The organism is Novosphingobium sp. 32-60-15, assembly GCF_002280675.1.
GTDB lineage: Bacteria > Pseudomonadota > Alphaproteobacteria > Sphingomonadales > Sphingomonadaceae > Novosphingobium.
Map to the genome: position 1 here is coordinate 81,350 of NZ_NCEN01000001.1, position 21,068 is coordinate 102,417.

Annotated in this window: 17 protein-coding genes; 2 read left to right on the forward strand and 15 right to left on the reverse strand. The window is 58.1% G+C overall.

The annotated features are described in order from the left end of the window. Positions 1-132: 132 nt before the first annotated feature. The 10 genes from B7Y89_RS00395 to B7Y89_RS00440 all read right to left on the reverse strand — a co-directional run bounded on the left by B7Y89_RS00395 (position 133) and on the right by B7Y89_RS00440 (position 11,767). On the reverse strand, positions 133-714 hold the full coding sequence (locus B7Y89_RS00395) for a sugar transferase (RefSeq protein ID WP_292934683.1): 582 nt from the start codon (positions 712-714) through the stop codon (positions 133-135). Beyond that, complete coding sequence (locus B7Y89_RS00400) at positions 711-1,628, reverse strand: NAD(P)-dependent oxidoreductase (RefSeq protein WP_292934684.1); 918 nt, start codon at positions 1,626-1,628, stop codon at positions 711-713. Before B7Y89_RS00400 ends, B7Y89_RS00395 begins: the two co-directional genes overlap by 4 nt. Then, entirely contained in the window at positions 1,628-2,617 is a 990-nt protein-coding gene (locus B7Y89_RS00405) for an ATP-grasp domain-containing protein (RefSeq protein WP_292934685.1), read from the reverse strand. The genes B7Y89_RS00400 and B7Y89_RS00405 overlap by 1 nt, the downstream gene beginning before the upstream one ends. Next, positions 2,614-3,333, reverse strand: a complete 720-nt coding sequence (locus B7Y89_RS00410) for a metallophosphoesterase (RefSeq protein ID WP_292934687.1) — start codon at positions 3,331-3,333, stop codon at positions 2,614-2,616. Before B7Y89_RS00410 ends, B7Y89_RS00405 begins: the two co-directional genes overlap by 4 nt. Positions 3,334-3,393: 60 nt before the next feature. After that, a complete protein-coding gene (locus B7Y89_RS00415; protein ID WP_292934689.1) occupies positions 3,394-5,724 on the reverse strand; it encodes a Wzz/FepE/Etk N-terminal domain-containing protein in 2,331 nt (776 codons plus the stop codon). A 114-nt stretch (positions 5,725-5,838) separates the two neighbouring features. Then, complete coding sequence (locus tag B7Y89_RS00420) at positions 5,839-6,942, reverse strand: glycosyltransferase family 4 protein (RefSeq protein WP_292934691.1); 1,104 nt, start codon at positions 6,940-6,942, stop codon at positions 5,839-5,841. 55 nt (positions 6,943-6,997) lie between these two features. Continuing rightward, entirely contained in the window at positions 6,998-7,864 is an 867-nt protein-coding gene (locus tag B7Y89_RS00425; protein WP_292934693.1) for a sulfotransferase domain-containing protein, read from the reverse strand. Continuing rightward, positions 7,861-9,075, reverse strand: coding sequence for a glycosyltransferase family 4 protein (locus tag B7Y89_RS00430; RefSeq protein WP_292934695.1), 1,215 nt, complete (start codon positions 9,073-9,075; stop codon positions 7,861-7,863). Before B7Y89_RS00430 ends, B7Y89_RS00425 begins: the two co-directional genes overlap by 4 nt. 8 nt (positions 9,076-9,083) lie before the next feature. Beyond that, complete coding sequence (locus B7Y89_RS00435) at positions 9,084-10,460, reverse strand: oligosaccharide flippase family protein (RefSeq protein WP_292934697.1); 1,377 nt, start codon at positions 10,458-10,460, stop codon at positions 9,084-9,086. Further along, on the reverse strand, positions 10,457-11,767 hold the full coding sequence (locus B7Y89_RS00440) for a hypothetical protein (protein ID WP_292934699.1): 1,311 nt from the start codon (positions 11,765-11,767) through the stop codon (positions 10,457-10,459). The genes B7Y89_RS00435 and B7Y89_RS00440 overlap by 4 nt, the downstream gene beginning before the upstream one ends. Before the next feature lie 272 nt (positions 11,768-12,039). On the opposite strand from B7Y89_RS00440, the gene B7Y89_RS00445 reads away from it, so the two are divergent. Together B7Y89_RS00445 and B7Y89_RS00450 are read left to right on the forward strand one after the other, a co-directional pair. Beyond that, positions 12,040-13,440 carry a pectate lyase gene (locus B7Y89_RS00445; RefSeq protein ID WP_292934701.1) on the forward strand — a complete coding sequence of 467 codons (1,401 nt, stop codon included), beginning with the start codon at positions 12,040-12,042 and terminating at the stop codon, positions 13,438-13,440. Next, entirely contained in the window at positions 13,437-14,675 is a 1,239-nt protein-coding gene (locus B7Y89_RS00450; RefSeq protein ID WP_292934703.1) for a glycosyltransferase family 4 protein, read from the forward strand. The genes B7Y89_RS00445 and B7Y89_RS00450 overlap by 4 nt, the downstream gene beginning before the upstream one ends. A gap of 94 nt (positions 14,676-14,769) precedes the next feature. On the opposite strand, the gene B7Y89_RS00455 is transcribed toward B7Y89_RS00450, so the two are convergent. From B7Y89_RS00455 to B7Y89_RS00475, 5 genes are all read right to left on the reverse strand, one after another. Further along, positions 14,770-15,951: an outer membrane beta-barrel protein gene (locus B7Y89_RS00455; RefSeq protein WP_292934705.1), complete on the reverse strand. Its 1,182-nt coding sequence runs from the start codon at positions 15,949-15,951 to the stop codon at positions 14,770-14,772. Between the two features lie 47 nt (positions 15,952-15,998). Further along, complete coding sequence (locus tag B7Y89_RS00460; protein ID WP_292934707.1) at positions 15,999-16,580, reverse strand: polysaccharide biosynthesis/export family protein; 582 nt, start codon at positions 16,578-16,580, stop codon at positions 15,999-16,001. Between the two features lie 62 nt (positions 16,581-16,642). Beyond that, positions 16,643-17,500: a sulfotransferase gene (locus B7Y89_RS00465; RefSeq protein ID WP_292934709.1), complete on the reverse strand. Its 858-nt coding sequence runs from the start codon at positions 17,498-17,500 to the stop codon at positions 16,643-16,645. Then, positions 17,497-18,708, reverse strand: coding sequence for a DegT/DnrJ/EryC1/StrS family aminotransferase (locus B7Y89_RS00470; RefSeq protein ID WP_292934711.1), 1,212 nt, complete (start codon positions 18,706-18,708; stop codon positions 17,497-17,499). The genes B7Y89_RS00465 and B7Y89_RS00470 overlap by 4 nt, the downstream gene beginning before the upstream one ends. Positions 18,709-18,711: 3 nt before the next feature. Then, complete coding sequence (locus B7Y89_RS00475) at positions 18,712-20,829, reverse strand: polysaccharide biosynthesis protein (RefSeq protein WP_292934713.1); 2,118 nt, start codon at positions 20,827-20,829, stop codon at positions 18,712-18,714. Positions 20,830-21,068 lie beyond the last annotated feature (239 nt).

The window sequence follows — 21,068 nt, forward strand, 5'->3', positions numbered from 1 at the left end:
CTGTCAACACGCGCCTTAAATGCAATTTGAATGCATGCAGCCTTCAGCTTTTACTCACTTCGCTCTTGTTCAGCGTGGTTCAGCGGGCTGATTGAGAGGTTCGACGCCCGGTTCTTAATCAGTGGCGGGTGTTTATCGGGTTTCGGTGTGCTGAACCGGAATGACCTTGCTGCGTTTCTCGCCGCCGAGCATGACCCAAAGCGTGGCGATCAAGACGGCGCAATCTGTGCGCAAGCTGCGATGATCGATGTACCACAAGTCGAGGTCGATCTTTTCGTCGAGCGTCAACAGCGTGTTTCCGTTGACTTGTGACCAGCCTGTCAGCCCCGGCGCAACCTGGCCACGCTTTATCCCGCGTTCACCCAAGCCGATGATCGTTTCGGGCAACAAGGGGCGCGGGCCGATAAAGGCGATATCGCCTGTGGCGACGTTCCATAAGCCGGGGAGTTCGTCCAACCGCGAACGCCTGAGGAATGTGCCGATTTTGGTGACACGGGCTTCATCCGGCAAGGGAACGCCGTTGGCATCGCGCAAATCCCGCATCGAACGGAACTTGACCATCTTGAAGGGGAGCCCGCCTTTGCCAGACCGCATTTGATGGAACAGGATGGGCCGTCCCTGGAAGACCAGTACCACGGCAGCAAGGATCAGCAGGATCGGCAGACAGGCAAGCAACAGGACAAGGCCGGTAACCCGCGCGATGAGTTTGGTCATTTGCCAGCCCCGTTGACCGTTGCCCTCGCTTGGGCGATCAATTGGTTGATCATTCGCGGATAGGGTGTCGGGCGGTAGCCAGCCGACACAAGTTTATCGCAATTGATGGTGGGGAAGCCGAAATCATGTTCCCCTTCATGTTCGATTTTGACAGCATTTGCAGGATGTTGTCCGGCAAAAGTTGCAAGATCGCTTGCCACATCGACCAACAATCTGCGCTGTCCCGATGAGACGTTCCAGACCCCTTCCAGCGCCTTATCGACCGTAATCAGGAAAGCCGCCACGACGTCATCAACGTGGACGAAATCGGCACCGAAGGACCCGTGACCGGCGATCATGACCGGTTCGCCAGCGACCAGACGACGGGCAAAGTGATCGATGACGCTGCGGCCTGTGCCGACGACAGAGGCGATCCTGAGCGCTGCAAAAGCGATATCGTGCTGATGCGCCAGACCGGCGGTCGTCCATTCCTGTACCGCTTTCGAACCGAGATAGAGCGTACGGGTGGTGGGCATGATGGGCGAAAGTTCGGAAGCTTCGGGCCGATCAGGCGCATAAAAATTGGCAGTCGAGCCCAATATCATACGCCGCACCCCGGCGCTTTTCATGGCTGCCATCAAGGTTTGGGTTCCCAGCACGTTGATGGCCCACAAGCTTGTCGCGGTGTGGAGATCCGGTGCTTCGCCGCAGATGACTGATGCCAGGTGAATGACCGTGTCGACGCCTGCGAGGGCATCGGCGAAAGTATCAGGTGCGGCAAGATCGAATTGCCGCCACGAAATGGCTTCAGGCAGATCTTTTGGGCGCTGGCGCGAGAGCGCGACGACGGTGTGGCCATTGGCATGTGCCGCCAGCACCAGCCTGCTGCCGATGGCGCCACTGGCACCGGTAACGGCGATGGTAGCGCCGCGCATTACGATGCGCTTGGGATGATGGATGAGGCTTCGACGAACTGCTCTTCAAGGTAGCGCAAGACGACGCCCGGGCGGATTGCCGGTTGGGTGATGGGCTGGCCGTGGAGCAAGTGCTTTAGCGCAAGGTCAACCTCGTTGAAGCCAACCAGCGCGCGCATCGGCGTCGTTCCCGAAAAGCGCGCGTTGATCTCGAACAGGCGACAGCGCCCGTCTGCTGCTTTGCGGAACTGGAAATTGGCGGGGCCATAGGGCTTGAGCGCCATCGCGACGGAGCGGACATAATCATCACATTCGGGATAATCGCCCACGAATGCGCGATATGTGTTCCCGTCACGAAGATCGCGACGCAGCACGATTGATGCTTTCACCTCGTCATCAAAGAACAGCACGCCAGCGGTAAATTCCTGATCATCAGGTCCGGCAAGTTGCTGCACGACAAGGCCGGTGCGGCCATGTAGAGCCTGTTCCAGTTCGGCGTGATCGCGGACAAGCGATACACCGACCGCGCGCGCGCCACGGCGCGGCTTGACGATCAACGGGAAGCCGACCGTAGCGATGAGAAGATCAAGGGCGGCGCGGTCTTCGGGCAGGACCGAGATGGGGTGATTCAGCCCGTGGCTTTCAAGGAAGCGCGCGGTGGCATATTTATCGTCAGCAATTTCAATGGTTTCAGGATCGCTGACCAGGATGCGCGTGGAATACTTGCGCTCCCATTCGTGGCGGTGTGCTGCAAATATGCCAAGTTCAACGTCGGTGCCGATAAGCACAATGTCGGGCCGGACTTTGTCCAAAAGCGCTTCCATCGCCGCAGGGTAGGCCGGATCGTTCGCCATCGGCAGAAGCTCTGCCTGATCTGCCCAATAGAGGCCAAGCGAAAGCGGGTTCGGATCAGCCGCGATGATCTCGCAAGGGATCGTAGCGGACTTTAGCGATTTGATGATGCCTTGGCCAAGGACCGCACCGGCACCGGTTACGAGAACGCGTGTCATTTGAAATACCTACAGAGCATATCGCGAGTGACCTGTGTCATCGCGGTGGTTTGCTGAATGGCCTGGCGGTGCTCTTCGGGGTTGAAGTCAACGCTGCGTGCCGTGATGGAAAGTTCGCCATTGTCAATTTCGACCATCGACCATTGCGGCATGGGGTGCTCGTTCGAGCGCGGCTGCCCGATGGAGCCCACGACGTAAGCAGAGGCGCGGTCGCCGATGTATTGCACCGGGCGATGCAAATGGCCGAAAATGCCCCAGCGGAACCCTTGGGAAGATAGGGCGGATGATGCCTGATGCAGACGGCTTTCGTCGGACAGATACGTCCAATCGCCATAGCCGAACGGGTTGGCGTGGGCGAACAGGGCCTGTTCGGCGGTCCAGCTTTCGTGCCAGCCAATATCGGCGGGCCATTGCGTAATCCGGTGCATCGTCCACTCTACGGATTCACGGATCCAGTCGGGCATAGCGTTGAAATAGGCCGCGTCGCCAAGCGCCAGATCAACGTAGAGTTGATCATGATTGCCGCCGACCAGAATGGCGCCGTCCTTCGCCATAGTGTTGCGCGCCAGATCGAGGCAAGCCTCGGGTTCAATCCCGTACGTCAGCAAATCACCAAGCAGGACAAGGTGATCAAACCCCTCGCCGCGCGCATCATCAAGCGCTTTTGCGAATGGCTTTGCAGCGCCATGGATGTCGCTGATGACCGCAATCCGCATACCGTTGACCAGAACTCAGGTTGGAGACTTGGGTGTAGAGACTTGGGAATTGAAACGCCCTTAGTTGTATTGCGGGCCGTATTGGGGGTGCTTGCCGAACATGCGGCGGATCCGGTCGATTGGCCGCCAGGCGACAGGCACAGGAGGGCGGTAATAGTCTGACGAATGCATGTAGAATTCGATGGAGTCGCCGTAGCGGCGGCGCGCATGCTCTTCGTAATCCACCTGATTGAATATCACGCCCCGAATTTTGTCGCGGCCAAGCATTTCCAGCGTGGCAGACATCTGATCGATTGTGGTCAGCCCCCAACGCGCGACAACGATCGTATCATCGGCAAATTCACACATGGTCCGCGCATCACGAACCGCCAGAGTGGCTGGTGCGTTGATTATCACAAGATCATGGCGCAGCTTGAGATCATCGATCAGGCGATGAATGCGACCAGACGTCAGCAGGGCTGCAGGCTCTGTGACGGGCGATGTGGCGCTGAGCAAAGTGAGGCGCCGCAAATCGACTTCGGGCTCGACATAATGCTCTGTCAGTGCCGTTTGGTTCGTTTCAGGGCCGCCAAGGCTTTTCAGATCAACCGCGCCGCGCAGCACATCGAGAAGTTCAGGCGCATGCAGTTCGCGGTGAATGCGTTGCAGGATGCTGGCCTTGCGCAGATCGAGATCGACGATGACAACGCGCTTGCCCATGACCATTGCGGCGGCGGCCAGCGTTAGCGCGACGACAGATTTGCCATCACCGGGCAGGGGCGAGGTGATCAGCACGGACTGCGCCCTGCCATCTGGCGCAAGCGCGTTGACCTCAACGAAGCTTGAACGGGCGACTTCTGCATAAAGCGATTGCGGATCGCTGATGACCGGGCTTTCTTCAATCTTGTCACTTACGCCATCGGTAAGGATGGGCAGCATGCCGAAAGTGGGCAGGCCGAACAACCGGCGGATTTGCGACATGGTGCGCAACTTGTCGTCGGTGATCTCAATCGCGAAAACCAGCAAAAGCCCAAGCAAGGCCGATGCGAAGAAGGCGATAACCGTCATCTTCAACGGGGCTGGCGAAAACGGATTGTCATCAGCCGTTGCCGGCGAAAGCAGGGTTGAGGTCAGGCCTGCGACCAGCATTTCGGAACGGACCTGCGAAATTCTTTGCGCGATTTCGTTATAGGCCTTTGCGCTGGCGTCGGCTGCGCGGTCCAGTTCGTCAAGTTCGACGGTATTGGCGGTGTTTGCGCGGGCTTTGCTTGTCAAACGCCCGACTATGCCTTCAAGCTGCCCAGCGCGTGCAGCATCGCGGCTGGCCTCGCTGTTGGCCATTTGCGTCATACGGGCAGCCTCGGCGCCAGCAACCTGGCTTGCGATTGTTTCGGCGCGTGCGCGTTCGCTGCTGACATCGCGGCGGACTTCGGACAATTGCGAATTGAGCCGGACCATATCGGGATGGTTCGATCCGTACATGGGCGAAAGGCGCGCGAATTCGGCTGAGAGTTCAGCCTCCTGGCGCTCCAGCGATTGCAATACGGGTGACGTCGCATTTGCGGTGGTGTTCATTTGCGCCGCGCGCGAAATGCCAGCGCTTTGGGCCGCAGAACCTGCCCGCATAGCCCCGGCAGAAGCGGCTTCTGCAGCAATCCGGTTGATCTGTTCAAGGTCTTGGACTGTGCCAGAACCGACAAACATGTTGTTGGCCAGGCGGAAGTTGGCAAGGCTTTTGGCCGCTTCGGCGGCTTGGGTGGCGCGTTTGTCCCGCTCGGCTTCAAGCGACTTCAGCAGTGCATTGCGGCGATCGTTGTTCTTTTCCGATTTCAGCTTGGCATTGGCCGCAGGGTAGGCGTTCGCAATGATTGCCGCCACTTTGGGGGAGCGGGCAACGGCGGTGATCTCGATAAGGTCCGATCCCTCCTCGGCCTGCACACCAATCATGTCGCGAATGGCCGATGTTGCCGCGGCAATCCGACGCTTGCGCGGTTCCTTGGGGCCAACGTCGGTCCAGCGCAGGACGCGGTAAAGGTCTTCTTCAGAAAGATCTTCGGCAACTTGTTCAGCAACGGCGCGCGAGCGGTAGACTTTGACTTCGTTGGCGATGCGCTGCACGTTTTTGGCTTGGACATCGGCCTGGTTGGTGCCGACGTCATCGATGAGTTCAACCTGCACGTTGGCGGTTGCGCTGAACAGGCGCGGCGAGGTGAGCTGCCAGATCAAGGTGGCAAGGGTGATAAGGCCGATCACGGCCAGCAGCATCGCACGATGCCGCATGATGACTCGCACAAAGTCCTTCAGGCCAAATTGCTCTGACGGCGCAGTCCCGAAAGCCTCGCCGCGATCCAGGAATCCTGGAACAATAGCGCCGGGGCCGCGGTTCTCTTGTTGAACGAGAAGATTGGTCACATCACACTTCCACAACGCCGGTGCCCGCTGGATTGCAGGCGGTCGGCAGGATCAACTACAGGGAATTAAGGGGTTGCAACAAAGACCCATTGGGTTCTGGCCGTCTTAGTCACATTATCCTTTAGGATAAGAAGGCGCTGTCGTTTTGGCTGGTCTGCGCAAATCGCGGTAAAGTTTCAGATGGTGTTCAGCAGCCGTGCCAATAGAATACTCTTCTGCGCGAACTAGCGCGCCTTGGGATAGCCTTGCGTACAGATCATTGTCAGCGGCCAAAGACTGGAGCGCGGTGGCAAGGGCTTGAGGCTGTTCGGCTTCCAACAGACCGGTTTGACCGGCAATGACCAGCTCTTTATTGCCAGCAACATTGGTTGCAACGATGGGCAGGCCCATCCGCATCGCTTCGAGCAAAGCAATAGGCATGCCTTCATAGCGCGAGGTGTTTAGGTAGATGTCTGCCGATTCCATCAGCGCGCGCACATCGCTTCGCTCCCCCAGAAACTGGACGTGGCTTTCCAGATTGGCCGCAGCCACAGCGTCCTGCATTTTGCCAAGGTCAGCGCCATTTCCGGCGATGAGGAATTCGGGCAAGGGATCGATCAATTGGCGATCGCGGATAAGCCGTGCCGTTTCAATCAGCAGCGGATAGTTCTTCTGATCCGAAATTGTCCCGACACTGAGGATCCGCAGCGGTTTTGAAGGAGCGCCTCTGGGCGCTGCGCAGGCAAAGCCACGCCCGGCAGCGTTGACAATCATGGCAACGGGGCGACGCACGTGCTGGCCAAGGATTGTCTGTGTATCGCGGCTTATCGCGACATAGGCCGAGGCAACCCGATCAAACACGCGGAACAAGGCGGGCGGGAAGCCGAGCACACTGTTATGGTGGGTCAAGACAACGGGGGCCTGCGATTTTCCCGCAAGCATCATCAGCAATGCCCGGGCCGTATGGGCGTGGATCACGTCCGGTTGTATTTCACGAAGCGCGCGCCGCATTGCGATTGTTCCGGCAACGAGCTTGCGCGAGGCGGGCAGGCCCAAAGAGATGAACTTTCCGCCCGAACTTGTGATTTGGGCCTTGAGCCGGTCTTCTGCCTCTGTTGCATTGCCCAGCGTCACGGCATCACACAGCGCCAAAACGACGCTTTCATGGCCATTTGCGCTGAATTCTTGAGACAGGTTGGCAACAAGCGTTTCAGCGCCGCCTGATGTCAGGCTGGTCACGATTGAGCATATCCGCATCGCGTCTTGGGCCTTTACTGCTGTGAGACGCGGGCGTTCAAACGCAATAGCCGCTGCGAGCCATGAGTTTCACCGCGTCGGCAGACAGGCCACTGCGCATCATGTCCTCTATGTTCTGAACATCGGCAGGGCTGAGGTTGTCTTGATAGCCGCCGACCTTGCCTTTGCGCACGCGGCTGCTGTCGGCGTTGTCTGCGTTGTAAGCGTGGCCGGGGATGGGCTTGGCTTTTTCAACCTGCTTCATCCGGTCAAACGCTGCGCCGGCGATGGCGTCACGCAGATAGTCTTCGTTCAGCGGGATATTCAGGAAGGCAAGGATCTGGCGCACAGTTGTATCGGTGTTTTTGCTGAGGTCTTCATAGCTGATGACCAGAGCCGGGGAGTGGCCCAAGCCTTCGGCCCAGCCATTGTGATAATCGATGACCGACTTGATGCCGAATTCATCATCGATCAGGAATTCAGGGATCGTGCCGCTGAAGCGCTTTTTGTGCTGCGTTTGATGGAAGTATGCCGAAACGATGACGTCGCGCGGATCGCGCACGAGCATGATGACGGGCTTCTGCGCAAAAAAGCGTTGTTCATAGGTGCGGTGGCTGACGGCGATCAGCGGCAACTTGGCGTCATTGCCGGATGATGCAAAGACCGGCAATCCGCGACCGCGATCAAGATCAAAATTCGGAAGAACTTGAAATGTGGTTGCAAGATCAAGCTTGACCGGCACGGCATAGACTTTGGCCAGATAGATCGACAGCAAGTAGCGCAGCCACGTCCGTCCGCTTTTGGGATAGGACACCAGAAAGGCATCAACATCTTTGACCTTGCGCGCAAGTTGTAGATCAATCAGCGCGCGGCGGCCCTTGCGAACCGCCGATCTGGCATGTTTGATCGGCATGGTGATCATCATGCGAAGTTCCTGACTTTGGTGGTTGCAAGTACGGATTCAATGAGGTTTTCCCACTGGTCCCCGATGCGGTCCGGTGCAAAGCGCTGGGCCGCGTTGGCGGCGCTTGCACCAAGGCGGGCGCGCAAATCAGCGTCGCCCATGACGTGTGACAGTGTTTGCGCCAGCGCTTTGGCATCGCCATCGGGCACAAGAAGGCCGTCCAATCCACTGGTGATCATATCTGCCGGACCAAACGGGCAATCGAACGAGACGCACGGCAGGCCTGCTGCCATCGCCTCGCCCAGAACCAAGCCCCAACCTTCGTAACGCGAGCTTAAGACGAAGGCATCGGCCGTTTCGATCCAGCTGCCGGGGCTGGGCGATACGCCGGGCAGTTCGATGCGGCCAGTCAGGCCAAGGTCGGCAATCTGCTTTTCCAATTGCGGCCGCAGCGCGCCTTCACCCCAAATGCGCAAACGCCAATCAGGATGGCTGGACGCGGTGGCGGCAAAGGCGGCAATCAGCAGATCAAAGCCCTTTTGATCGGTCAACCGGCCAACTGCGGTCAGGACGCGATCCTTGTTTTGATAGAGCGGCTTAACATGCTGCCAATCAGCCATATTGGGGATGACCCAACCGCGTTTGCGCATGTGTTCGGGGAAGAAAGCCAGCGCGCCCTTGGTCATGGTGACCAAGCCATAGGCCCGCGCATAAGTGAACCGGCGCAACAGGTCCCACACGCGATTGACCCGCTGCCTTTGGGGATTGTTACGTTCGGACACGATCACGGGAATGCCCAATCCTTGGGCGGCAAGGACCGCAATCACATTGGTGCGGGTGAGGAAGCTTATGACAAGGTCCGGGCGTTTGGTGCGCAACAACTGGCGCAGCGCGCTCACGCGGCCAAAAATCGAGCGGACGCCCTGAAGCTTGCTTTGCTTGCCAATGGGGAGGCCAAGGTAGCTTACTGTGACGCGCGGATCACACGGGTAATAGGGCGTGCTGCCTTCGGCCTCGCAGCTTGCGATGATCACGTCATAGCCGTTGGCCACAAGGCGATTGGCGTTGAAGGTGACGACGTGTTCTGATCCCCCTGCGGTCAAGCCGGGCAAAAAGAACAAGATTGTGCCGCGTGTTTGCCTGGTTGCGACGCGGGGGCCGCTAGCGGTGGCAGGGGCATCGGAAATCGATGGAAAATCTGCATCGCGAAGGGCTGAAGGCTGGTTTGTCATGTCATCAATTATCCGGGCAATGCCGCATCGTTGGGCACGGGGATTGCGGCACGGCTACCGCGCCACCATGCGATGTCCATGGCGATGGCCGTGAATCCGGCAAAAGCGATGTGGCCGTAATTCGCGCCGATTGCACCAAAGCGGGGCAATGACAGCAAGGTGACGGCAAAAAACAGGATGGTCGAGATGATGGCGGTGATCAGGACAAACCCCGGTTTGTGCATGGCCAGCAAAGCCGACCGTGATGGCGCGGAATGCATGATGAGAACGACAGCGATCAGCTGTGTCATCAACAGCGGATAAGCGTCGGCAAAATCGTTGCCGAACGCAAACTTGATCAGCAAATCGCCGAAAACCCAAACGGTTCCCAGAATGATCACGCCAACGCTGGCAAGCGCGAGTTGGACCCGTCCGACCATTTTCCGAAAGGCGGCAAATTGCGCGCGCGCCCACATTTTTGCCATGTCGGGATAAAGCACGGCCTGGACCATTGAGCCGACTTGCTGGGCAACTTTCGCGATACGTTTTGCGATATGATAGAACCCGGCGGCATTCGATCCGGCAAATGCACTGACCAGCAGCGTATCTGCTTCCTGGGTGAGAGTGCGCAAAGTGCTGGACACGTTGGTTGACCACGCAAAACCCATGAAGCCAGGAAACTTGGTGCCAAGTCCGCGCACACTGGCACGCAGCGGGCTGGGGATGTCTGTCTGCTTCAAAGAGCGTAGACCCAGCACGAGGAAGAGTGTAGAATCAATCACTTGGGCCAGTGTCCAGATGATGACAAAGGCCAGCAGATCGAGCCCTAAAACCAATGCGATTGTCGCAAAGCCAAGCCGCATCAGACTGGCAAGCAACTGGACATAGGCAAGTGTGCGAAACTGCCCGTTCAGGCGCAAGGCGGCAGTCGGCATGCCCCGAATGTTCAGCGCAATTGCGACGGCATAGATCGCGACCAGTGGCATATCGCTGGCTGACAGGTGGATGACAGGGGCCAGCACGTACCCTGCAACTATGGTCAAACCCGCAGACAACAACGCACTGCCAATATCCAGCAGCAGGCCATAGAGCATCAGTTCGCTCATCCTTGCCGGATCGCGCTCAACGTCGGGCTCGGCTGCAAACTTGATCAGGGGCTGCCATGATTCAAATCTCAACAACCGCTCGCTGAGGCGTCCAATCGTCAAGACCAGCGCAAGGATGCCGTATGCCTGTGGGCCAAGCGTGCGGGCGGCGATCATTGTGCTGACCGCCATGATCACCGCGTTGGCACCGCTGCCTGAAAGCAAATGTGCAATGCTGTATAGTCGCGGGCGCAGCACTTCGCTTTTGGCCCAGTTGCGGCGCATCGCGGCAAAAGTGTGCGGATTGCCGGTAGCGTTCATAGCCAGGTTCCAGTTGGGACATTGCGTGGATGCCTGGGGACCGACCATCGCTTTGGTATCCGCCCGACAGCGGCCAAAGCCATCAGAACAGGGCCGATCCATAACCGTGTATACATGTGCGGCACCGCAGTGGTGAATATGCAGAAAACGACGAGGACTGCGACGGCGGTTGCGCCGCCTTCGCGATCAAGCTTCAGGCTTTTCAGGGCGATAATCCAAAGAATGGCCAGCATGATCAACAGGCCCGCCAAGGCGACTGCACCGCCTTCCGTCAGGATCAGCAGCAGGAATTGGTGAACCGGAGCGCCAAATTCGCTGACTTCCCGGTAACGGTCAGCGCCGAAGCCCAGGAACATGGTCTGTTCCGAAAGCCGCCAAGCCTCGGCAATGAGCATGGAGCGCCCTTCGAACGTGCCGGCGTTGCTGAGATCGCCTGTAGTCAGGGCGCCCGCGACGCGTTGCTGGAAAATAGCGGGCAGCGGCAGGCCGGCGACGATATAGCCAATCACCAACCCGGCAAGAGGCAAGCCGAATTTGAACAATCGGCCCGGATTGGACAGGCCCAGGGTGATCATCACGGCCAAAAGAGCCGCGCCAAAGCCGGTGAAGCTGGCGCAGGCAATCAAGCCCCACCCCAGAAACACGATACAAATCGCAGCGCGAAAGCCGCCGATCAATTTGTGATGCAGGCAATTGATCAACATCGGCAGAGCAAAGGCGATAACCGCCCCGTTCCAATTGCTTTCGCCGGTAAGCGCACCCAAACGCCCGTTTCCTGCCAGGAAGCCGGGCCCGAAAAGTCCCTTCAAAGTGCCGACGGGCAGGACTGCGCTGGCGGCCAGAGCGAAAGCCTGCGATGCGGCAACGCCATAGACGAACCACAGCATGCAGCGCCGCATCTGGGCCGATGACAGGCTGAAGAACACCATCGGCAAGAGCAGCCATGCAAACACATATTGGCCGGCAATGACGATCCAGCGCAGCGGATCACCATTGGCAAGCGAGCTTAACAAAAGCCCGCCGAGCATGAGCGCTAGTCCGCCGCACCAGAAAAACGTCGATCGCCCGAACGGGGTAGCGTTGATCCGGTTGCGCAGCATCAAAGCAACCATGCAACCGCCAATCGCCGCATCTGATAGCGTGACGTTTACCGGACCCAGCCGCAGCACATGCATGGACATGGTGAACACGGCAAAGACGATGAAGGCCAGAGCAAGGGCGTCCATGCGATTGGGACGCATTGCCGCAACGCCGTGGGATGGCGATTGCACGGTCCATTCCGCCGCGTTGAAATTTGTTGATGGCACGATGTCACAGTGAATAGTTTTCACGCAACCTGCAAAGGCACGTGTGGCCAGCCAAGGTGTTCAAAAGACTGAAGCACCCGGGTAAAGGGGCTAGGGACACTATACTAAAGATCATCGCACAATCGTATTCAATCTACTCAATTGCCGGTACGCCCTTGTGCAGGGGATGTATTGAGGGTTTTGAAATTCGCGCGGGGAGAGCCCGCTGAAATCATTGCCGAAAGCTTGATTATGCAGCGTTGCTGCGGGGCATTTTCGGATGAGCGAATATCATGCACGGAGACGTTACGGTGAAACGGCAGGACTATCTTCCCAAGCTGTTGCTTGCCGTAGCAGCCCTGTCTGCCTGCTCTGCGTCCAACGGACGTGACGGAAAGCACGAAAATTCAAAGGGTTTAAGCAAAGAAGCGCTCGATGAGTTGAGCCAGAGCAAAGGCGATGCCCAACTCGCATTCCCCGGCGCAGTTGGATATGGTGCCCATGCGCGGGGCGGACGGGGCGGAAAAATCATGCCCGTCACCACGCTTGGTGACGATGGTCCGGGCTCGTTGCGCGCTTGTGTGGAAGCCCAAGGTCCGCGCGTTTGTGTCTTTCGGGTCTCGGGCGTAATCCGGTTCACCAAGCGTCCGCCACGCATCACTAATCCCTATTTGACAATTGCCGGGCAGACGGCACCGGGCGACGGCATAACGCTTGCCCATTCGGGCGGGGCGGTCGGGCTCACCCCGCTTTTGATCAAGAATACCCATGACATCGTGGTGCGCAATATCCGCGTTCGGGCTGATTTATCCGGAACCGAACGCGGTTCGGAAGATTCCTTTACCATCGAAAACAGCGCGCGCGTGATCCTTGACCACGTCAGCAGCAGTTGGGCGCGCGATGAACTGGTCAATGGCTATGCAGATAACGACTGGATCACGATCAGCAATTCGATCTTCGCCTATGGTATTCCCAAGCATGACAAATGCGCATTGCTGGCAAGCGATCCGACCAATGCCCAACACTTCAGTTTTGTCGGCAATATCTGCGCGCACAACGGTGATCGCAACCCTGACATCAATTTTCCGCCGGGTTCGTGCGTCGAAGTGTTGAACAACGTGTTCTACAATGCGCAGTCCGAATTTGCCGAGATCTGGGAGAGTTATGGCGGCACGCCAGTCTCGATTGCGGGCAATGTGTTCAAGGCCGGGCCCAATACCTCGCCGTCCACGGTCGGGGTGGTGCGCCAGAGCATCGGCAGTAAAGGGCCGGGCGCGATTTACCTGAACGACAATCTGTTTGACGGGAATTTCGTGCAAGTGACCACGTCGGCACAGGGCATTTCCCGGCCAAGCCCGACCTGTCCGCTGACGATCACACCGCTAAATGCGCAAGTTGCATACGCCTCGGCGCTGGCGCGTTCGGGTACGTGGCCGCGTGATGCCATTGATGCCCAAGTGGTTTCTGACGTGCGGAACAGGACGGGCAGGATTGTGAAGGCGCCCGGCATCATTCCCGCCTTTGCGATCGCCACGGCTTATCCCGACAGCGATGATGACGGGATGGATGACCGCTGGGAGAAGGCGAACGGCACCAATGCCGCCGCTTATGATCCTTGGGAAGATGCCGATGGCAACGGCCTCAACAATTTTGACAGTTTTATCGAGTACCTGAACAAGGAACGCGGCCTTTGAGCAGTATCCACCGCGATCTTGATACGCCAGACAGCCCGTTTGAAGGGCTGGGCTTTGCATCAAACGTGCTCCTGCAAGAGCGCAGCGCGGAAGCAGATACGCGGCCCACTTTATGCTTTCCATTGGCAGGCGATAGCCTGGGGGGGAGCCATCATTCGCTGCTGGGCCTGCTTCAGCAACTTGATCAGCGCAAATACCGCATCCTCGTCGTTGTCGAAGTGCCCGGCGGGAAGCTATCGACCTTTTTTGCCAATTTTGAACAATGTGCAGACCCGGCAGCGCCCAAGACATCGTTTACCGCAGACAAGCGCATGGGCCTTTTCAAATTTGCCACGACGTTGACAGGCTTGATGGCGCGGCGGCGTTTCCTTCGGGAGCAGAACGTCCGCATTGTCCATACCAACGACGGCCGCAGCCATGCAACGTGGGCCTTGGCGGCCAAATTGGCGGGGGCGCGGCTGTTATGGCATCACCGCGCCGATCCCAATGCACGCGGGCTGCGGTTTCTGGCACCGTTGGTGGCTGACCAGATCGTCACGGTTTCAAGGTTTTCCTTGCCGCAAGGCAAATCGTCGCGGGCGGTGCGGGACGCTGAAGTTATTTTCAGCCCGTTCGATACCGATATTGTCGTGGACCGGTCTGTGCAGCGGAAGCTGTTGTGCCGGGAACTGTCGCTTGCAGACGATGCGTTCATTGTCGGCTTTTTTGGCAACCTGATTGATCGCAAGCGCCCGATCAAGTTCGTCGAAGCCATCGCCCATTTGCAGAAACTGGTTTCCGTGCCTGTCTATGGCGTGATTTTTGGCGAAGCTGAAGATCCGGCGATGGAAGACCAGATCCGTCAGCGCACGTTGGAATTGGGTATTCGCCACCAGATCCACTTGATGGGGTACCGGTCACCGGGGAGTGACTGGATTGCGGCTTGCGATGTGCTGTCAGTGCCTGCTGTTGGTGAACCGCTGGGGCGCACTCTTATTGAAGCGATGGTGGTTGGCACGCCCGTGGTGGCTACCCGATCAGGCGGCAATCCCGAAGCGATCCTTGATGGATTGGGCATTCTTGTGACGCCGGATGATCCGGCGGCAATGGCACAAGGCTGTGCAAGGATTGCGCACGGGTTTGAAGGCGACGCAGCCATGATCGCGCAGGCAAAGATCAGTGCGGCCACGCGGTTTACGCGGACGCGACATCTCAACTCGGTCGAGCAGGTTTATCAACGTCTGCTGGCGCTATAGAGCGCTTGCGGCGGCGGGTTGATTTTGGTCCATTGCAGCACTGCTCCCTTTGAGCGCCTTGCAATGAACCAAAATCTTACCGGCTGCGGACGCCCTAAAGCGTGAAGCGAAGCGCTACGCTGGCGCGGAAGCGTTCAAAAGGTTCGATGGGATTGTCGCTTGTCCGCTTTGCATAAGCGATGGTGCCGACTGTCGAGAACTGCCGGCTGATGAGCAGCTCCATTTTTCCCTGTGCTTCCACCGTGCGCAAGGCATTGACGCGGCTGCGGTACTCCGTTTTGCGCCATCCCAGACCGGCAGAACCAAACAGATTGTGCCGCACCTCTTGCTGGACGGTGAGGCCCACTTGCGTGTCGGTACGGGCTGCAGCGCCCAGGCGGAAGGTTGCGACATCGCCCTGGAATGCATTGAGGACAATGGCTGTGCGGCGGCGCGGACGATAGGTGACGTTGGCATCAATCGAGATGCCGGTGTGATCCTGAATCTCATCCGCTGTCGCGTCAAACCGGAACACGCCCACACCGATGTGCCCATCAAGGAAGGCGTTTGAGGTGAAATCAAGGCCAGCGCGCGCACCATACGTCAACGAATTGCGGCTGAACCCGCCGGCTGAGTCCAGCAGGCGAAAATCGCGATGGGAAACAAACGCCGTTGCGGTGATGTAAGTCGCACCTGTCAGGCGTGTACCGGCCTTGGCAGACAAGCTGTATGACGTGAAATCACGATCATCATCGCGCGCGGCAAGGGCATCGTACTTTTGTACCAGGCCGTTTACATCAAAGCGCAAGCGCCCGCGTTCATGCCGAAACCTTGCGCCACCGCTGAGCAGGTTTGTCAGGCGCGGCCCCGATGCGGGATTGCGCAGCCGCTCAACATCGCCGCGATCTTCGACGAGCCTGCTGTAGCCGACGTCTGCACCCAAGCTTACGCCGGTCCGGGCGCGCCACAACACGCCAGCCGTTGTTATGGCAGAGACGGAGTTTTCTGTCGTGAGCGAGGCGAACCTTGTGATGTTTGCACGGGCAAGCGCGTTGAAATCAACGTTCTCACGCGAGGCTGAGGCCCGCAACTGGGGACTGGCGACAAATAGCGCGTCTGAACTTTTGTTGTCAGGCGCGGCATAGACATTGTCGTTGTATTCAGCGGCGAAATCGAACGATGGCACGAGCTTGATCGACCCCAACTGGACACCCCGATTGAGATATTCAGGATTGTCCGGTGCATTCAGGGCCGGTGCAATGGTCGTTTGGGCGAGGGCGGCACTGTTGTATCCCATCAGGATTGATGCCCACAACAGTCTCTTGGCCAGCTTAACCACCGGCGTCAAAACCAACGCTCGAGAACTTTGATGCGGTCACCGGGCAGGATGATGGTGTCATCGGTTGCGGTACCTGTGACAGACTTCCCGTTGACGGTCCGGGTTATCGTGACCTTTTGCGTGTTGGCGCGATAGGTGTACCCGCCTGCGGCCGATACGGCGGCAAACACGGTCATGCCTTGGCGGAACGCATATTCACCGGGCCGGTTCACTTCGCCCAGAATGGCGAGCGGGCGCAATTCCAGCGGCTGGATGCTGACCTTGGGATCGACCAGAATATTCTGGCTGGTGAGCACTTTTTCAATTTCACCTTCGGCTTCGCGGAGGGTCTTGTCGCGCAGCATGACACGCTTGATCAACGGAAACGCAACATACCCCGCTTCATCAACCACATAGTCGTTGGAGAGGTCCTTCATTTCCTGGACCACGATCCGCAACTTGTCTGCCGTGTCGATGCGATATTCCGCACTGGCTACTTGCGTGGGCAAAGGCGCAAGGTTGTCCAGGCCGTTCGCACAGCCGGTTGTTGCCAGCAGCATGCAACTGGCTGTCACGGCTTGCAATAATGAAGGGAACATACCTCTCATAACGAATTCCTTTTTTGATCTTTGACCAGAGAACTGGCTGGAGGATTTGCAGTCTGACCGGTTCACGCGGTCGCCTTGATGAATTGTGTCTTGCGCCAATGACTAAGGTCCCACCCTAGCATAGCTTCCAATTGCGCGACGTCATCTTGGTAGAATTGCTCAAGGTGATGGCGCAAAGCAGGGGCGAGCGGCGGATAGGCGATTTGCCGGGCCATCATGCCACGGGTTGCCTGAAACCAACGCTGGTTGCGCAAGGGCGCAACCGCGCTTTTGAGCGGCGAGAGAACTTTGCGCACCGGCAATGGCAGAAACCGTTCCGAGCTGTCATTTTCACGCCGCGCCGCAGCAATGGTTGGCCTTGGTTCAACGCCAATGTGCTGGCAGACTTTGCGGAATGTCGCGTCCGGCCGATCGCGCACGTCTTCGTACAAGAACGGCAGGATGTTTTCACGGGGGAACAGGTCGAACCAGCGCGCCAGGTGTTCGGCATAAAGACCGTCACGCAAGAAACGCGGCTGTTCGCAATCGGGCGAGGTCAAATAGGCTTCGGGCGCACCGCGGATTGTTCCGCGCCGAAAAAGCATCTTGTAATCAGAATATGCGCGGTCGACCGGATTGCGGAATTGGACCATCAACTTGATGTCCGGATATGTCCGCGCAATGCGTTCTGCCGCCAAAGGGTGGGCCAGATAGTCTGCCGACTTCTCACCCAGCAGCGCACCGGGTGCAGCCGAGCGGAACAGATCGTCATAATAGGCAGGGCCACGTTCATATTCGCTGCTGAAATAATGTGGCTCAACATCGGGCAGGAAAACTGCGGGATGGCCTTGCAACTGCTTCTGGATCCAGGTGGTCGCAGCTTTCACCGCACCGATCACGATGAAGGCGGGCTGGACCGTAGGTGGCGTTTGCTGGTTCATGCAAGAACCTCTTGAAAAGCAACAATGATTGCGTCGATATCCTGCGTTGTCAGCAAATGGTCAACCGGAAGCATGATGGTGCTGCCGCCAAGCTCCTGTGCGCAAGTCAATTCGCCATCACGCTTGGGGTTTGCGGTGCCAAAGGCAGCTTCCTTGCTCATATCCGGGCATGACCCGCTGCCGCACTGAATGCCCCGCGCAATAAGACCGGCCAGCACATCGGAACGCGTCATTCCGTTGGGAAGGCGTGCCGGATCAACCCTGACATAGAATTTATACCAAGCGGATTCACATCCTTCGGGAGCTGCATCAACAATCAGCCCCGGCAACTTGTCCAAAGCCTGCATCAAACGGGCCGCGTTTGAACGGCGCGTTTCAAGCCATGCTGGCAATTTCGTCAATTGGACGCGGCCAATTGCGGCTTGCAGTTCAGTAAGCCGGAAGTTTGAGCCGAAGCTGTCATGGGTAAAGCGGAATTCGCCCGGTGCGCCCACAGCAGGCGCGCGCATCTTTACCGGGTTTTTGCCGTGATCTTTATAGGCGAACGCGGTTTCCCATGCTTCGTGCGTGCGGAACAGCGCCATGCCGCCTTCGCCGCCCGTCGACATGATCTTGTCAGTGCAGAATGAAAACGCTGCGCAATCACCGAACGAGCCGACCGGACGTCCGTGATAGGTGGCGCCATGGGCCTGCGCGCAGTCTTCGATCAGCGCCAGGCCGTTGTCTTTGCACAACCGGACAAGGCCATCCATGTCACAGGGCTTGCCTGCAAGGTGGACGCAGATGACCGCTCGGGTACGCGGCGAGATCATTCGCGCAACCGATGCAGGATCAATGTTCTGCGTGTCGATCTGGACGTCGGCAAAGACCGGCTCCGCCCCTACGGCCAGGACGCAGCTGACGCTGGCAAAGAAACTGCGTGCAGGAACAATGACTTCATCGCCGGGGCCAACGCCCAATGCCCGCAAGGCCAGTTCCAGGGCGACGGTGCCGTTAGCCACTGCACAAGCAAAAGGCATTCCGATGAAAGCGGCGAATTCCTTTTCAAAGGCCCGCGTTTCATCGCCGTGAACCAAAGCGTTCACCCTGCCGCTTTGCAGCACCTGGACGGCGGCTGCGATCTCGTCGGCTTCATGCAGAGGCCAGCGCGATGCGACTTTCCGGGGCAATTCCTGCACGTCGGCTTTAAGGGCTGTCGTGGTTGACATGGCTTAGGCCTCCATCACCAGTTTGGGACCAATTGCGCGCCAGGCGGTTGGTGATTTTTCGTAAAGGCTGGTCATGTCGACACCGCTGCTGGGCAGTTTGGTGAGTGTGTGGGTAATTTGCAGCACTTCGGCTGCGTTCCCTGCGCGGATGGCCGCATGCAACTGGTCGATCGCTTTGGAGATGAGGGGCAGGGGGATGGGCTTGGACCGCGCTTCTTGCAGCCCATCAATGCCGGATTCGACTTCCTCTTCGCAGCTGTCGAACAGCTCTTCGAACAGCTTTTCGCCAGGGCGAAGGCCAACGACCTGGATTGGCACATCGATGTCCGGTTCAAGACCGAAGAGACGGATCATGCGCCTTGCCAGATCGATGATCTTTACCGGCTCGCCCATATCGAGGACGAAGATGCTGCCACGGGTCGAATTGGCCTCAAGTGCGTGCGAGCTGCTTTCGAGGATCAAATGCACAGCTTCCTGCACGCTCATGAAGAAGCGTTCGATATCAGGATGCGTGATGGTCAGCGGGCGGCCTTCGAGCAGCTGGCGCTTGAACAACGGCACAACCGATCCGCTGGAGCCCAACACGTTGCCAAAACGCACGGTCATGAAACGCGGTGCGTCTGCATCGTCGATGCCGCAGAAATCGAGCGACTGGCAGTAGAGTTCGCCGACGCGCTTTGTTGCGCCCATCAGGCCGATGGGGTTAACCGCTTTGTCGGTCGAGACTTGAACCATCGCGCGGGCTGAAAATTCGCAGACCGCATCGGCAATGTTTCTGGTGCCGATGATGTTGGTATGCGCGCCGCCACAGGGGTTCATTTCCACCATGGGGACGTGCTTGAGAGCGGCTGCATGATAGACGATGGAGGGCAAGTGCCGCGCAAAAAGCCGACGAACTTCGAGGCCATCGCGGATGTTGCACAATTCAGGGACAATGGTGAGGTCCGGATAAGCTTCGCGCAGACGCATCTCGATGGAATAGAGAGCGAACTCGCAATGATCGACCAGCACCAGCTTTGACGGGCGGAACCCTGCAAGCTGCCGGACAAGTTCGCCGCCGATGGTACCGCCAGCGCCGGTCACCAACACGCATTGCCCAAGGACCTGGCGGCTGATCGCTTCGCCTTTGAGTTCAACTTCCTGACGGCCCAGCAGATCGCTGATCGGCAGCTTGTCAAAATCGACACTTGGCGGACGTTCGAGCAGTTTGTTCCATGGGTCGTTGATGCGGATGAGTTCCAGACCGTGTTCGCGGATCTGCCGCATGACCTGGGCAAGTTCCATGTCGCTCAGGTTCACACCATCATCGCAGACCACAACCGCGTCGGGCTTTTTGCCCTTGAGCGCCAAGGCTTCAAGCGACCGTGCGAAATCGAAATGACAACCGAGCACCGGGACACCGGCGAGGCGGGTGATCGTGTCGGCGCGGCGTGGCAGCAAGACGCCAATGACGTTGACCGGGGTGGTCTTGTTTGCCCGCATCAGATCGATAACCGAAACCGCCCATTCAGGATCGCCGATCAGAACGATGCGTTTGGATACGCTCGCAGTGCTTGTCGTCGCATCGCTGAAGAAGCGCGCATGCAATTCGCGGACGGACCGGCGCAACATGCGCATGGTGAGCATCAAGATGGCCGATACGCAGAAATGCACCACCATGAGCGGCCAAACAGCCACGCCGAGATTGAACAGTTCTGATGCGCTGAGCGACGTGATCCAAGCGACGGCAAGCGAACCTGCCACTGTCAGCAACAGTGTGCTGCAATCAGCGAGCGATACAAACCGCCAATTCTGTTTGTAGAGCCCTGCAGAAAAGAAGCAGAAGGTCGTCACGGCCGAGAACAGCGCTACAAACGAGGGGTTCATTATCCGTGGTGTCAGGCTGCTTGTTTGTTCCAGGCTGATCAGGAATGTCAGCGTGATCGCGATCACCATGAAATCCAGCGATACGACAACGGACGTGCGCGCCAGACGGCGGAGGCCCGACTTCGGTTGCAGGCGGCTTAACGCCGACCAGGCAGCGCGAAGGCCGCCTTGCTGTGTCGATAGCTCGGCAGTTACGGCCGGGACTTCGGCTTGGCGTGCTGAAATGGAAGCCACTTCTGTTCGATTGATAGTCATGTACCGCGACCTTGATAGGTGGATTGCATCCATCGCGAGCCAGGTGCCATCACCGGAATCGCGCTCACAAAGGTGAGTGTTAACGAAAGGTTACCGTGACTTGGCCAAAACTGCGCGGGCACAAAGAAACATTAGACCTAATGGTCATTTCGGCGAGACAGGTCGTGATTAAGGGAAGTTCCGTACTCGCAAGTGTTAGTCGTATGCGGGCGGTTGTCTCGAAATGTCTCTTTAGCATC